This is a genomic window from Gelidibacter salicanalis (assembly GCF_007997285.1).
Taxonomy (GTDB): Bacteria; Bacteroidota; Bacteroidia; order Flavobacteriales; family Flavobacteriaceae; genus Gelidibacter; species Gelidibacter salicanalis.
On record NZ_VORX01000002.1, the window covers coordinates 421,540 to 436,388 of the forward strand.

The window sequence follows — 14,849 nt, forward strand, 5'->3', positions numbered from 1 at the left end:
AGCAATTTATATTTTAAACTGGCCTTAAATTAAAAATAGGTCAATCGAGTAATATTAAAATAGTAGACCTACTAATAATGAAGCAAATAGAAGCTAAAAAATTTTATCCTGAATTAGAAACGCTTAGAGCTATAGCCGTGTTGATGGTGTTAATGGCTCATTTTATTCCTGAAGATAGTTTCTTTTATATCCCATACCTGTGGTATGGCGTAGACTTATTTTTTACGATATCAGGTTTTTTGATAACTTCAATATTACTTAAAGCGAGGTTCATGACAGATAAAAGTAATAAAACGTTATTAAAGAATTTTTATATGCGTCGAGCTCTCCGACTATTTCCTGTTTATTATTTATTCATTTTCTTCTTTTATTTCGCTAAACATTGGGGAAATCTTCAAATGTGGAATGATGATTATAATTTCTATTTTTTTACCTATTTCCAGAATATTTACTTCTTTAAGTTAGGGAATTTTAATAGTATGTTCAGTCATCTATGGTCTTTAGGCGTTGAAGAACAATTCTACATGGTCTGGCCCTTTGTGATCCTGTTCTTATCAAAACGATGGCTCCCGTACTTATTCGGTTTTATTATTTTTATGTCACTTTCACTTATTACAATTTTCCAAGATGTTCCTTTATTTCGATCTTTAACTTTCGCGAATTTTCACACCTTAGGAATCGGTGCGCTTTTTGCATATTTTCATATTTGTAAGCCACATAATATTATTTTCGATAAAATACGATCCAACCGAACACTTATAACTATTGTTTTAACGCCTATTTTTATTATTACTTTAATCTACTCTTACAAATTAGGAGGCGTCGGCCCTCTTATTTTAGAATTTATGTTAGCCATTACCATGGTAGCTTATGTTATTACTAGCACTTATGGTTGGCAATTAAACTTAAAGTATATTACCCAAAACAAAATTTTAATGCATATCGGTAAAATAAGTTATGGAATTTACCTTTTTCATTTACCATTGCCAGCTATATGCGCAGTGTTTTATCACAAACTGACTGGGCAAGATTTAATTATCCCACATGAACTTTTTAGTTTTTTATTATTTACTACATTAACTATAATTATAGCACATTTTTCATTCAAATGGATTGAGACGCCCTTTTTAAATCTTAAGAAAAAATTTGAATAATTTGATATTTTAGTAAACTAAATTTAAAATATTTAACTAATAATTCCGTTATGTGATGTTCAGTTCTATATCAGTGTACTTAATTTTATTATAATATCAAACTAATCCTTTACATGGAAAATAAATGAAGTTATTAAAATGAGTATGTTTTAGTACCTAAAAAATTAAAAATTTTAATTAAACCATAACTAAATAGATACGGGTTTTAACAAGCTTCGATATTAGATATAGATTCAAAATAAATTTATTAAACATAGTTTTTATTTTCAGTTAAGAAAATTATTTTAATGAATTAAAGTAACATAATTCTATGTTGTTACTGATGTATACCAAAATTATGACGGCTGAAAAAACGAGAATATCTATTTTAGATGGTTTTAGATCAATAGCAATTCTTATTGTTATTCTATATCATTTTTTTTCTCGGTGGACACCACCAAATAGCCAAAGATCCTTATATCCATATGATGACCAATTTAATTATTTTAGCTATGGTCATCTGGGTGTGCAATTTTTTTTTATAATCAGTGGATTTGTTATTTTTTTTACTCTTGAAAAAACGGATAAATTTATATCATTTTGGAAGAAAAGGGTAATAAGATTACTTCCGTCAATGGTAGCTGCATCCATTTTAACTTTTCTAATTGTTTATTTTTTTGACATAAATAATCTGTTCCCTGATAGCCGCTCATTGACAAATTTAGTATTTAGTCTAACATTTATTAATCCAGATCTATTCAATGTGATTTTTAATTCTGATGTTTCGTATGTAAATGGTTCATATTGGAGCTTATGGCCTGAAATTCAATTTTATGCATTTTCAAGTTTACTATATTTCGTCAAAAAGGAGAAATTTTTATGGAATTTTTTATTGGTATCATTTATTTTATTTTTCTTAAATTATTTTATTCAACATACCCAAGGCACTAATACCTTCAATATTGACGTTCCTCATAATTTTATATTATGGTATAGGCAATGGGTAACAAATGGATTTAATCTTATACAATATTTACATTTATTTTGTTTGGGCATTTTGTTTTATGAACTATATAAAAATAAAAAGAGAGAAAAAACTAGTCCTCTATGCATTCAAATTAGTTTGCTATTTTTAATATTATTTACCATTTATTCCGGAATTAGACTGCCAATTAGGATTATTTATGCAATGATGATTATTGCATTTATTATGTTTATATATTACCCAAATAATTTAAAATTTTTAGAGAATTCAACTATAACCAGTATTGGAAAGTCATCCTATTTTCTTTATCTCATACATGAAAATATTGGCGTGTTATTAATTTTTAGCTTCGGTTCTGCTATTATGCCATTATCTATTTTATTGCCAATTATCATAATTGTTAGCTTGATTTTATTAAGTATTTTGTTTTCAAACAAAATTGATAAACCTATTAATAGATGGTTCAAGAGATATACATAAGTTGAAATCATAATAGAAATTATCAATTTCAAAAAACCTCTTTTACACATAAAGATTTTTTTAATAATTTAATTTATATGACCCATAATTCGAGGGATAAAATGGTTATTAATTTAATTTTTACAACTCCCAAACTTAATTTTGTATAAATGATAACCATATCAATTGTAATTCCTGTTAAAAATGGTATTTCTACTATTGAACGTTGCTTAAATGCTATTTTTAGTCAAACAATAATAAAAGAAGCTGAAGTTATTATTATAGATAGTGGTAGTACTGATGGAACTTTAGAGGTTTTAAAAAATTACGATGTCCGTCTTTACCAAATAGATCCCAACAACTTTAACCATGGTGCTACTCGGAATTTTGGCGTTTCTTTAGCAAATGGGGAAATTATTGTGATGACGGTGCAGGACGCGATGGCGTCTGATTCTAAATGGTTGGAAAGTCTGATAACTCCATTTGAAGATGCATCCATCGCTGGAGTTTGTGGTCGACAAATGATTGCTCATGATAACCAAAATAATCCAGGGGCCTGGACAGAAACTTTTAGTGATCCTCAATTTCGAAAGGTTAGCTTTTCTAAAGCTGAATTAGTCCAAATGAGCCCTGTTGAACGAAAAAATAATTGTGGCTGGGATAATGTTACTGCTGCATATCGTAAAGATATGCTTCAACAAATTCCTTTCCCTATTACGAATTATTCTGAAGACATTCATTGGGCGTGGCAAATGTATCATAAAGGATTTCATTTAGGTTACGCACCGCAAGCAAGTGTCTTTCATTACCATCACGAAAATTATATATACCGTTACAAACGACATTTTATTGAAATAACGAATCACTTTAGAGTTTATGGATTAAAAGCCTACCCTGCACTCAAAAAGTCAGATTTAATTCCATTTTATCGAGTTTTAAAAAAGACAAAGGTCAATAAATTTAATTGGCTACTTTATAATGTACGCCTAATTACTGCAAATAAGATGGCAGAGTCTCTATTTGCCATAACGTATTGGCTAAATGGTGAAAAGGGAATTACTAAGAAATATTATCAATTAACCAAAGAAGTCCCAATTGGAAAATCAAACTTATAAACAAACCCCTCTTGTAAGCATTTTAATGACCACTTATAATAGAGGTCAATATATTGAAGAGGCCATTGAAAGTGTTCAAAAGTCTTTATATGTGCATTGGGAATTAATTATTACCGATGATTGCTCTACTGATGCTACAACAGAGCTAGTGCATAAATATCTTGATGATAAGCGTATAAAATATTTTAAAAATGATCACAATCTAGGACAATTTGCTAACCGAAATAAAGCAGCTTCCTTGGCAAATGGCAAATACATTAAATATTTAGATTCCGATGACTTAATTTATGCTTTTGGATTAGATATTTTAGTAGAGGGATTGGAATTATATCCAAGTGCTGCCATTGCTATTGCGTCACAAGATACACATCCTACAGAATTTAAATATCCCAAATTAGTTAGATCGGAAGACGCTTATAAGACCTATTTTTTTAATGATGCCTTATTGACCATTGGCCCCACTGGGACCATGTTTCGTAAAGATGCGTTTGATGCTGTTAAGGGCTATTCAGGAACTCATGCCACAGCTGATACGGAGTTAATGTTAAAGTTAGCGGCCTTGTATGACGTGGTAAGAGTTCAACCAAGTTTCTTTTTTTACCGTATCCACGGTGAACAAGTATTAAATCAGTCTGAAAAAATTGAAATTTACGCGATTGAAGCTTATAAAAATGGAGTTCTTGCCTTGTATGATTCAAAGTGTCCTTTGAATGATAATGATAGGGACAAAGCATACTCAATTATGCGAAAAAAAATAGTTAAGATAGGTCTTTATCAAATCATAAAAAAAGGGAAAATTAAATTAGGATTCTCAATCATTAAACATCTTTTGAAAAGATGACGCAATATAAACTCCTTTTTGTACTTGAATCCTTTTTCCCAGATCATCGTGCTGGCACAGAAGTTTATGTGCTTAACCTGTGCAAATATTTTAGCGCTAGAAATTGGCCGGTAGCGGTTTTAATTGCCACTACCAGTAATCAAAAGGATTACATTTACGAGGGTTTCCCCGTTCACACATTTCCAATTCCCAAAAAACCAGACGTAAAAGAGTTAAATGGACTGATGCCTCCAAAAGGTATAAAAGATTTCCTTGATCGCGTAAATGAAATAAAACCAGATGTGGTGCATTTTCATTCTTTTGGTAGAGCAATTAACGGATTTCACTTAAAGCGAATTAAACATTTGGGTTATAAAACGTTGTATACGCCTCACTTAGGTAGTTTGTTCTGTATTAAAGGGAATATGCGTTTATTTGATAGGGAAAATTGTGATGGACATGTTGAGGTGAACCGATGCATGAGTTGTTTACTGTACAGTAAAGGCTATAATCTAGCGGTGTCTAAAGTAATGGGTGCAGGAATCAGTATGGTAGCTGAAGTACACCCATTATCTAATATTATACCTCCCACGTGGCAACAAGCAAGTCACAGAAAGAGCGAGTTGGACCGTATTTCCAATTATGCCGACATAATTTTCGCTATTGCACCGTGGATACAAAAGGCTTTTGTATCTAATTCAATTAATAATAGTATACTTATTCCTCAAGGCATAAGTTCTGTTTTTTTTCAAAGCGAAAAAAATGTTAATAAGCCATGTTCTAAAGAAATTAATTTTGTATTCGTGGGTAGGATGCATCCTTCAAAGGGATTTCATTTGTTGAAGCAAGCGTGGGATGAATTGGATGGTGGAAATCACAAACTCCATATTATAACAAATCCTTCTGGGAATGAAAACGATTACTTCAGTGCTCATAAAATTTGGGCAAATCAAAAGTCGAGTGTTGTATGGAATGAAGGATTTTCACAAGAACAAGTTGCAGATTATTTAAACTCTATGAGTGTACTGATATTACCTTCGATCTCAAATGAAGTAGCACCATTGGTAATTCTAGAAGCTGCGACTAGAAAAATTCCTGTAATTTCATCGAATTATATTGCCATGATAGATGTGATATTGAATATGAAGAATGGTTTGCTGTTTGAAAATGGTGATTGGGAGGCTTTACTGGATCAGATAAAAAAATTAATTGTTAACCCAAAACTTATTGATCAATTAAGTGATAATGTTAATGTCCCAGCAACCATGGATGAGGTTGCCGAAATTATAGAACTTGAAATTTTAAAAATATTTAGGCCCTCTCTATTTTAATGAATCAAACGAATATTATTTTTATAACTACTTCCAGTCTTGCTTCAAACCCAAGATTAGTAAAGGAGTTCGAGGCGCTTAAAAATGAATTCTCATGTCATGTTTTGTGTTTTAGGCATCAGGATTGGAGTTTGGAACTTTCAGAAACTATTAAATCGAATAACCCAGAGGTTAATTTTATTGAGATAGACAGAAAGAGCGCCATCATCATAACCATCATTTGCAAAATAATACATAAAGTCAGCATTAGTATTAATAGTACTTTTCCAAAAAGCTTTAAAGTTTGCGCTTTTGCCAACAATGATGAAGCCTTGCAATTATGGATTAAGGCAAAAACTTTAGATAAAAAAACAAAATTTTCTCGTGTCATTGCACACAATTTGGGAGCCTTTTATGCTGCAGTTAAATTTTCAGAGAAAAAAAGTAGTGCCTTACAATTAGATATTGAAGATTATTACCCAGGGGAAGCCTTATATTTTAATAAAAAGATTGAAAAGCAAAACAGGATGGAGCTAATGGCATACAGTTTTTTAAGAGCAGAAAGCATCACTTATGCTTCTAAAGGTATCGAACTAGAGTGTGAGAAATATTTTAAAGTTCGTAACCATACAAAACAATTGACCATCATCAATACCTTTAAAGCGAATGACTTTTCAGAACCAAAATCGACAACATTACATCCCTTGAAATGTGTTTGGTTTTCCCAGAATATTGGTCCGAATCGTGGTCTTGAACAAATTTTTGAGGCAGCAAAGAGTTTGAGTCATATAGAATTTCATCTCGTCGGGAATCAAAATCCAGAATTTTTAAAGATTATAACAATTAGCGACAATATTATTTTTCATGATATAATGCAACAATCAGAATTGCACATATTCTTGGCAAAAATGGATGTGGGTTTAGCTTTAGAACCTGGGAAAGATTTGAATAATTTAATTGCATTATCAAATAAAATCATTACCTACGCCCAAGGCGGTCTCTATATATTAGCAACCGATACCTTTGGACAATGCGATTTTCTTAAATCCTTAGATTATAATGCTGGTTTAATTATGACATCATCTTTGGAAAACGCATTGCAGAATTTGGACAACGACCTATTAAGCACCAATTCTAAAATTGGAAGATGGAAGAATGCCAAGTTCTTTTCTTGGGATTACGAACAACTCAAATTAAAGGAAGTAGTTTCATGAAATTGTCATCAGGAGTATATGAACTCTTTGCCTTTACATGGAAGTCATAAGAGCCTAATAAAAGACAATATTTATAAACATTTGAAGCGCACATGTTAAAAATGATATTAATTCAGGGTATTATTAATAGTGAACAGCATTTGACCGATAAATTACATATTATTACAAATCCTTCCGGAGGTGAAGACGATTATTACAATACTTTTAAAAATTGGGCAAATTAGGAAAGTTCAGTCCAATGGAACTAAGGATTTTCCCAGAAAGAGGTGGCTGTTTATTTAGACCAGATGGATGTTTTAATTTTGCCATCAGTAGCTGAGGTAGCGCCTCTTGTAATTTTAGAGGCAGCGACTAGACACATTCCGGTTATTGCATCAGATTATCTTGCAATGAAAGATATGATCGAACCTAATATCAATGGATTGCTTTTCGAAAATGGCAATTAGGAAGATTTATTGATGCATTTACAAAAAATATTAAACAATCCAAAACTTATCAATGAACTAGGAAAAAACATCCAACTTCCGGTTTCTATGAGCTATATTGCTGAACTTATAGAGGTAGAGGTTCAAAAACTTCTTGATAATTTATAAATATAACTTTTGAATCATACACAACTTCTATTTATAACTACTTCAAGTCTCGCTTCAAACCCAAGATTAGTAAAGGAGTTCGAGGTGCTTAAAAATGAATTCTCATGTCATGTTTTGTGCTTTAAGCATCAGGATTGGAGTATGGAACTTTCCGAAACTATTAAATCGAATAACCCCGAGGTTAATTTTATTGAGATAGACAGAAAGAGCGCCATCATCACAACCATTATTTGCAAAATTATACATAAAGTCAGCATTAGTATTAATAGTACTTTTCCAAAAAGCTTTAAAGTTTGCGCTTTTGCCAACAATGATAAAGCCTTGCAATTATGGTTTAAAGCAAAAACTTTAGATAAAAAAACAAAATTTTCTCGTGTCATTGCACACAATTTGGGAGCCTTTTATGCTGCAGTTAAGTTTTCAGACAAAAAAAGCAGTGCCTTACAATTAGATATTGAAGATTTTTACCCAGGGGAAGCCTTATATTTTAATAAAAAGATTGAAAAGCAAAACAGGATGGAGCTAATGGCACACGGCTTTATAAGAGCAGAGAGCATTACTTACGCCTCAAAAGGCATCCAATTGGAATGTGCAAAACACTTTAATGTTCCGACTGAAACTAAACAAGAAACCATTATAAATGCATTTAAGGCTGATGATTTTTTGCAACCAAAAGATTACACATCAGACACTATAAAAGCGGTCTGGTTTTCACAACATATTGGTCCTAATCGCGGTTTGGAACAGGTATTTGAAGCTGCTAATAGCCTTAAGCATATTGAATTTCATCTTATTGGCAATAAAAACCAAGACTATTTAGATACTTTTATTTTAAACACTAATGTAATTGTGCACGACATCATGAAACAAGAAGAGTTGCACGAATTTCTGAGTCACATGGATGTAGGTCTTGCCCTTGAAAATGTGAATGCTGATCTTAACAGAGACATTTGTCTTACTAATAAGTTTTTGGCGTATGCCCAAGCAGGCTTATATATTTTAGCAACAGATACCTTTGGGCAAACGCAGTTTATGAATTCATTACATTATAAATCTGGTGTTATTATTGACAAAACTTTGAAAGAAGCCTTAATTGAATTAGATGAGAATGAAATTGCTATAGCTACCAAAATACAGAGGTGGCAAAAAGCGAAATTATTTGCGTGGGAAACTGAACAACTTAAATTAAAGCAATTACTGACTTAAATCTCACTACAAGTTCTTTATTTAGTGCAGAACTTTCAAATGCATGCTACGAGTTTCAGTTAGCGCTTAATACTTAAAATTACATGCAAACTGTATTGATTATATATCCACACTGGGTACCGGCAAATATGGCTGGTGTGCAACGACCGCGTTTGATAGGCAACTATTTAAAGCAGTTTGGGTGGCATCCATTATTACTTACTGTCGATTCAAAATATTATGAGGAAACACCTGATCCGCTTATGGAAAAAACCGTTTCTGATGATATCGAGGTGATCTACACTAAAGCCTATAACGTGACGAAACCAAGATTGATTGGAGATATCGGTTTGCGCGCGTTTCCTTTTTTAAAAAAGGAAGCTCTGCGTTTATGTAAGGAGCGACAAATAGACTTTATTTGGATACCGATTCCTTCATTTTATACGGCACTATTAGGACGGATCATCCACGACAAAACGGGCATACCTTATGGCATAGATTATATAGATCCATGGGTAAGAGATATTACTAATCAAAGTGATGTAAGAGCCAAACTAAGTCAGGCAGTGGCAAGAACCTTAGAACCGTATGCGGTTAAAAAGGCTGCTTTGATTACTGGAGTTTCGACGCCTTATTACCAACCAGTTATTGATAGAAACTTTAAAACGCCTCCAATCCATGCGGGGATGCCCTATGGTTTTGACCCCAAAGATCATGAGATTGAATTGGAAGGTTTGAAATTGCCCTGGGATGATCAACCCACTTGTAGACCGTGGCTCTATGCCGGTGCCTTTTTGCCCAATTCTCATCTGTTCGTTCAGTCATTTTTTGAAGCTGTTGCCGCTCTAAAATTAGAAGGCAATTGGGATAAAAACATCAGACTTTACTTTGTAGGTACCGGCCCATATCCAGCAAAACGTATAACGGCTTATGCAAAAGATTATGGGTTAGAAGATATTGTTGTGGAACATAGAGAGCGTTTTCCGTTTTTGCACATTCTTAATTTCTTATCTAAGGCAGATCGCGTGATGCTCTTTGGAAGCACTGAAAAGCACTACACGGCCTCAAAAACCTTTCAGTGTTTGTTGAGTAAACGGCCATTATTATCAATGCTACATGCTGAAAGTTCTGCTGTTGATGTAATTAGGGAAGCTAACGCAGATGCGTTTTTGATGCCTTTTCATGAAGGGGACAAAAAAGGAGCTATTGTAAGCCAATTAAAACCTTTACTCAATCATTTACAAGATGAGGTGAACTGGAATCTCAATTTAAACCACATTGATGCGTATACTAGCAGGCAATCAGCCAAAGTCTTGGCGGAGGCAATGGATGAAGTATTGAGAAAATAAAAATAATAACGACGTTACGTTAGCATGAAAAAATTAGCCATCATCAGTACGCACCCCATCCAATACAATGCACCATGGTTTAAACTATTGGCAATGCGTGGCAATGTAGACTTAAAAGTGTTTTACACCTGGTCGCAAGCGGCGGATACTGTAAAAGACAAAACCTTTGGACAGAATATCAAATGGGATATCCCTTTGCTTGATGGATATACCTATGAGTTTGTGGAAAATGTGTCAAAAAAGCCAGGGTCACATCATTTTTTTGGCATGGACTGTCCTACTTTAATTTCAAAAATAAATGCATTTAGTCCAGATGCCGTCTTATTTTTTGGTTGGAGTTTTAAAAGTCACTTAAAAGCGATGCATTATTTTCATGGTAAAGTTCCTGTTTGGTTTAGGGGAGACTCTACATTACTGGATGAGACTGGCAGTTTTAAATCTAGTTTAAGAAGATTGATTCTTAAAACAGTCTATCGATACGTGGATAAGGCATTTTATGTGGGCCAAGCCAATAAATTCTATTTTTTGAAGCATGGTCTAAAAGAAAATCAATTAGTCCTTGCACCACATGCTGTCAATAATGGCCACTTTTCAGATGATAAGAGTTGTAATTACGAAACACGTGCCCTGCAATGGAAGAAAAAATTGAATATACCTGAAAGTCAAATTACTGTAATATTTGCGGGTAAATTCGAGAAAAAGAAGCAGCCGGATTTATTAATAAAGGCTGTCCTGGAAGCAAATAAAAAAAGGAAAGACCCTATTGCATTAGTGATGATTGGTGGTGGCCCTATGGAACAAAAAATAAACGAAATGGCATTAGTTCAAGATAATATTTGGATATTACCATTTCAAAATCAAACCATGATGCCATTGGTGTATCGCTTAGGTTCTGTTTTATGCTTACCATCCCAAGGCCCAGGAGAAACTTGGGGTTTGGCCATGAATGAAGCAATGGCGTCTTCAAGACCTGTAATTGTCACTGATAAGGTAGGTGGTGCTGAAGATATGGTCATTCAAGATTATAATGGTTATATCTTTAAACATGACCAGTTAGAGGAAATAGTTAAAATTTTGGAAAAACTAAATTCGGATACTCTTAAAGAGATGGGATTGAATGCAAAAGCACATTCTGAGAAATTTACAATTAATCACATTGTTAATGCATTAGAATCCGCGTTGTAGCTAATATATAATTGTAAGTATAATTTAATGGATATTTGGTCATTTATAGGTGTTGGGTTTGTATGTTATATTGCGTTTATATTTATAAAGCGATTAGGACAAGGATTACCTATCCTGGAACTTATGTTATTAATTGCTGGTCTCCAATGGATTATTGGACCCCTAATAGAGTATGGATCTCCTAACCTGCATTTTAAATATTACATGTATGTAGACCAATTTATTTATATGTCTTTTGTAGTACCAGCTTACATCATATTTTCAGTTGCTGTAATTTTGATGATAAAAAAAACTGCCAATATCAATCTCAATGTAGAGCGATTACAATTTTACAGTCCTTATGGATTAATAATTTTTATCATAGGCATAATATTTGACGTTTTTGGAAGTTTTTTGCCTGGAGCCCTAGGTTTTTTCGCTTTCATTTTGGCAAATTTCAAATTTGTGGGTGCCATTATTCTATTTTACTCTGAAAATTTAAAGCTTAAAAAGATTTTCTATATCGCAATCCTTTATCTTTTGGCGGTCTCAATATCAAAGGCTCTATTTCATGATTTTATTTTATGGTCAGTATTTTTCTATATGTTTTGGGCACTAAAATATAAACCTTCAATTTCAAAAATCCTACTTACTATAGTTATTGGTTTTTTAGCAGCATCAACCTTGCAAACTATTAAAGCAGTATATCGCACACAAATATATGAAGACTATACAGGTAATAAATTAGAGTTGTTCGTCAGTTTAATGTTTAATGCGTTTTTAGTTGATGAGACTACCAATGAAAATTTTGATGATGGGACGGATTCAAACGTGAGATTAAATCAGGGCTGGATTATTAGTGCAATTATGGATCACATCCCTAAAAATAGAAGTTATCTTAATGGTAGCACAGTAAAAGATGCCATATTTTCTTCCGCTTTACCTAGGTTTTTAAATCCTAGTAAAACTACAGCTGGGGGTCGAGAAAATTTTAGAGATTTTACGGGACTAAGTCTTAGGGACGGTACATCCATGGGTATAAGTATTGTTGGTGAAGCCTACGGTAACTTCGCCGTCACTGGTGGTATACTATTTATGGGATTATGGGGATTGTTTTTAGGGAGAATTTGGAAGTTCTTATTTCAAAGAATAATTGATAATATTGTATTTATTGCTTTTATCCCACTTATTTTTTTACAAGTTATTAAAGCAGAAACAGAGTTGGTTGTTGTTTTAAACCATTTAATAAAATCTATAATTGTAGTTTTTTTATTTTTATGGTTTGTGAAGCGTAAATTAAACTGGAATTTTGACAGATGAATGAAATAATCACTTATATTTTTAGAAAACCAGACCCTAAATACAAAAGTATTGAAGGCTTGTTTAATGTTATCGCAATAAATTTAAAAGGTGATGTCGTTACGAAAAGAATACAAATGGCATTTTCTGGTGGAGGTTTAAAAACTATCTGTAATAATTTGACAAATTTTAAGAAGCAGGCAAACCAACTGTATCACATCACTGGTGATGTACATTATATGGCTTTAAAAACGGGAAGTAAAACCGTTTTAACTATTCACGATGTTCAGTCAATATTGAAGACTTCTTTTATCAAGGGATTATATTTAAAGCTGTTTTGGTTTTGGCTACCTGCTTTTTGTGTTTCGCGAATTACCGTAATATCAGAGTTTACAAAAAAAGAATTATCGATAATAATTCCATTTGCCAAAAGAAAAGTTAGAGTAGTACATAATCCAGTAAATCCGAAATTCCAACCTAATGCATATCAATTTAACAAAGTAAAGCCAACCCTCTTATTAATTGGTACCAAACCAAATAAGAATTTGGAGCGCACAATTCAGGCCTTAGAAACTATAAACTGTAAAGTCATAATAATTGGTAAACTTTTGGATGCGCAAGTAAATTTATTGGATAAATTGAACATCAATTACGTTAATAAATTTGACTTATCCTTTGATGATCTATACGCCCAATACAGAACCTGCGACCTGGTTTGTTTTGCATCTACATATGAAGGCTTCGGTATGCCAATTATTGAAGCGCAGGCGATAGGACGTCCGGTAATAAGTTCAAATTTGGGTGCAATGAAAGAGGTGGCTCAAGAATCTGCCTGTCTTGTTGATCCATATAAAGTACATGCAATTAGAGAAGGAATTCTGAAATTGATTAATAATGATCAATACCGTGAAGATTTAATTTCAAAAGGTTTTGTAAATATTGAACGCTTTCAAACTGCTAAAATTGCACATGAATATTTACAGGTCTATAAAGAAATTCTGAAAAATAATGGCAACTAAGAAAATATTAATTACAATTGATTGGTTTCTTCCTGGCACTAATTCAGGTGGTCCTGTGCGTTCGTACGCCAATTTAATAGCCCATCTCGACAAGGGCTTTGAGTTTTTAATTGTGACACGTAATTCTGATTTTGGGTCAACAATACCTTATGATGGCATAACACCAAATACTTGGACTAATTTTAATGAGTATACCAAAGTCTTTTATTGTTCTCCGGACTATCTTTCTAGGGTTAATTTGAAACACTTATTCAATAACACGCAATTTGATGTTGCCTATATAAATGGCATTTATAGCTGGTACTTTTCGATATTGCCTGTAATTCTTATTAAAAATAAGCCGGTCATTGTTTCGGCCAGAGGGATGTTAAATCCTCAGGCATTCTCTGTAAAAAGTACTAAAAAGATTGCTTTTATAAAGCTAGCCAATATTTATGGACTTTACAAAAAAGTTCGTTTTCATGCTACCAATAAAAACGAAGCACACCATATAGAAAGCTTAATTAATGCTCAAAAAGGAGTTTCTATAGCACCCAATCTGCCAAGGAAGATTGATTCTGCAAACAGAACTTTGGCAGTGAAACAACAACCTATACGTTTTGTGAATTTAGCTAGAATTTCCGTAGAAAAGGGGACACTTAATATGCTTAAGGCCTTTTCTAATGTCACCCAGCCACTTATTCTGGATTTATATGGTCCTATTTATGACGCGGCGTATTGGGAAAAATGCCAAAATGCAATTGCAACCTTACCTGACCATATTGAAGTCAACTACAAAGGAATTATTGATAGCGAGCAAGTACCAAATACGCTTGCTAAATATGATTTTTTTGTATTGCTCTCAGAAGGCGAAAATTTTGGACATGCTATTTTAGAAGCGCTTTCCGTTGGATTGCCAGTCCTAATTTCGGATCAAACCCCTTGGCGAGAATTAACTCAAAAAAAGATAGGCTGGGATTTGAATTTAAAAAATGATAGTGATATTAAGCACACATTTCAAACAGCAGTACACATGAGTGATGCTGACTACAAAATTTGGTCTGAGGCAGCCTTTAATTATGCAGAACAATTTATTGAAAATCCAAAAGTTCTAGAACAAAATAAAGCACTATTTTTGCATGTTTAAAATCTAATTATACATCAAAGTTGCTAAAGTATTGCCATTAAAGAAATAAGCATTGCGAACGACAATTTCCTGCTGGCA

Annotated in this window: 14 protein-coding genes; all 14 read left to right on the plus strand. The window is 33.0% G+C overall.

Features of this window, described 5'->3' with window-relative positions; genetic code table 11:
- Positions 1-77: 77 nt before the first annotated feature.
- The gene (locus ES711_RS04930) at positions 78-1,154 is read left to right on the plus strand and encodes an acyltransferase family protein (protein ID WP_146890831.1); all 1,077 of its coding nucleotides are present in this window, start codon (positions 78-80) and stop codon (positions 1,152-1,154) included.
- A 337-nt stretch (positions 1,155-1,491) separates the two neighbouring features.
- The gene (locus ES711_RS04935; protein ID WP_170245238.1) at positions 1,492-2,598 is read left to right on the plus strand and encodes an acyltransferase family protein; all 1,107 of its coding nucleotides are present in this window, start codon (positions 1,492-1,494) and stop codon (positions 2,596-2,598) included.
- 149 nt (positions 2,599-2,747) lie between these two features.
- Positions 2,748-3,692 (plus strand): glycosyltransferase family 2 protein, encoded by a 945-nt coding sequence (locus ES711_RS04940; protein WP_146890837.1) that lies wholly within the window; start codon positions 2,748-2,750, stop codon positions 3,690-3,692.
- Positions 3,673-4,533, plus strand: a complete 861-nt coding sequence (locus tag ES711_RS04945) for a glycosyltransferase family 2 protein (protein WP_146890839.1) — start codon at positions 3,673-3,675, stop codon at positions 4,531-4,533. Before ES711_RS04940 ends, ES711_RS04945 begins: the two co-directional genes overlap by 20 nt.
- Entirely contained in the window at positions 4,530-5,843 is a 1,314-nt protein-coding gene (locus tag ES711_RS04950) for a glycosyltransferase family 4 protein (protein ID WP_146890841.1), read from the plus strand. The genes ES711_RS04945 and ES711_RS04950 overlap by 4 nt, the downstream gene beginning before the upstream one ends.
- Positions 5,843-7,036 (plus strand): glycosyltransferase family protein, encoded by a 1,194-nt coding sequence (locus tag ES711_RS04955; RefSeq protein WP_146890843.1) that lies wholly within the window; start codon positions 5,843-5,845, stop codon positions 7,034-7,036. Before ES711_RS04950 ends, ES711_RS04955 begins: the two co-directional genes overlap by 1 nt.
- Positions 7,037-7,137: 101 nt before the next feature.
- A complete protein-coding gene (locus tag ES711_RS16550; RefSeq protein WP_262713413.1) occupies positions 7,138-7,260 on the plus strand; it encodes a hypothetical protein in 123 nt (40 codons plus the stop codon).
- A gap of 42 nt (positions 7,261-7,302) precedes the next feature.
- Entirely contained in the window at positions 7,303-7,482 is a 180-nt protein-coding gene (locus tag ES711_RS04960; protein WP_262713414.1) for a glycosyltransferase, read from the plus strand.
- A 156-nt stretch (positions 7,483-7,638) separates the two neighbouring features.
- A complete protein-coding gene (locus ES711_RS04965; RefSeq protein ID WP_146890847.1) occupies positions 7,639-8,835 on the plus strand; it encodes a glycosyltransferase family protein in 1,197 nt (398 codons plus the stop codon).
- An 83-nt stretch (positions 8,836-8,918) separates the two neighbouring features.
- Entirely contained in the window at positions 8,919-10,163 is a 1,245-nt protein-coding gene (locus ES711_RS04970; protein ID WP_146890848.1) for a glycosyltransferase family protein, read from the plus strand.
- 24 nt (positions 10,164-10,187) lie between these two features.
- Positions 10,188-11,348 (plus strand): glycosyltransferase family 4 protein, encoded by a 1,161-nt coding sequence (locus tag ES711_RS04975; RefSeq protein ID WP_146890850.1) that lies wholly within the window; start codon positions 10,188-10,190, stop codon positions 11,346-11,348.
- A gap of 27 nt (positions 11,349-11,375) precedes the next feature.
- Complete coding sequence (locus tag ES711_RS04980; protein ID WP_146890852.1) at positions 11,376-12,647, plus strand: hypothetical protein; 1,272 nt, start codon at positions 11,376-11,378, stop codon at positions 12,645-12,647.
- Positions 12,644-13,645, plus strand: a complete 1,002-nt coding sequence (locus tag ES711_RS04985; protein ID WP_146890854.1) for a glycosyltransferase family 4 protein — start codon at positions 12,644-12,646, stop codon at positions 13,643-13,645. Before ES711_RS04980 ends, ES711_RS04985 begins: the two co-directional genes overlap by 4 nt.
- Positions 13,635-14,771, plus strand: coding sequence for a glycosyltransferase family 4 protein (locus ES711_RS04990; protein WP_146890856.1), 1,137 nt, complete (start codon positions 13,635-13,637; stop codon positions 14,769-14,771). Before ES711_RS04985 ends, ES711_RS04990 begins: the two co-directional genes overlap by 11 nt.
- Positions 14,772-14,849: the final 78 nt, after the last annotated feature.

Excerpts from the sequence above, each read along its gene's own strand:
- ES711_RS04930 (WP_146890831.1), top strand. The coding sequence starts at position 78 with ATGAAGCAAATAGAAGCTAAAAAATTTTATCCTGAATTAGAAACGCTT.
- ES711_RS04935 (WP_170245238.1), top strand. The coding sequence starts at position 1,492 with ATGACGGCTGAAAAAACGAGAATATCTATTTTAGATGGTTTTAGATCA.
- ES711_RS04940 (WP_146890837.1), top strand. The coding sequence starts at position 2,748 with ATGATAACCATATCAATTGTAATTCCTGTTAAAAATGGTATTTCTACT.
- ES711_RS04950 (WP_146890841.1), top strand. The coding sequence starts at position 4,530 with ATGACGCAATATAAACTCCTTTTTGTACTTGAATCCTTTTTCCCAGAT.
- ES711_RS04955 (WP_146890843.1), top strand. The coding sequence starts at position 5,843 with ATGAATCAAACGAATATTATTTTTATAACTACTTCCAGTCTTGCTTCA.
- ES711_RS16550 (WP_262713413.1), top strand. The coding sequence starts at position 7,138 with ATGATATTAATTCAGGGTATTATTAATAGTGAACAGCATTTGACCGAT.
- ES711_RS04970 (WP_146890848.1), top strand. The coding sequence starts at position 8,919 with ATGCAAACTGTATTGATTATATATCCACACTGGGTACCGGCAAATATG.
- ES711_RS04975 (WP_146890850.1), top strand. The coding sequence starts at position 10,188 with ATGAAAAAATTAGCCATCATCAGTACGCACCCCATCCAATACAATGCA.
- ES711_RS04980 (WP_146890852.1), top strand. The coding sequence starts at position 11,376 with ATGGATATTTGGTCATTTATAGGTGTTGGGTTTGTATGTTATATTGCG.
- ES711_RS04985 (WP_146890854.1), top strand. The coding sequence starts at position 12,644 with ATGAATGAAATAATCACTTATATTTTTAGAAAACCAGACCCTAAATAC.
- ES711_RS04990 (WP_146890856.1), top strand. The coding sequence starts at position 13,635 with ATGGCAACTAAGAAAATATTAATTACAATTGATTGGTTTCTTCCTGGC.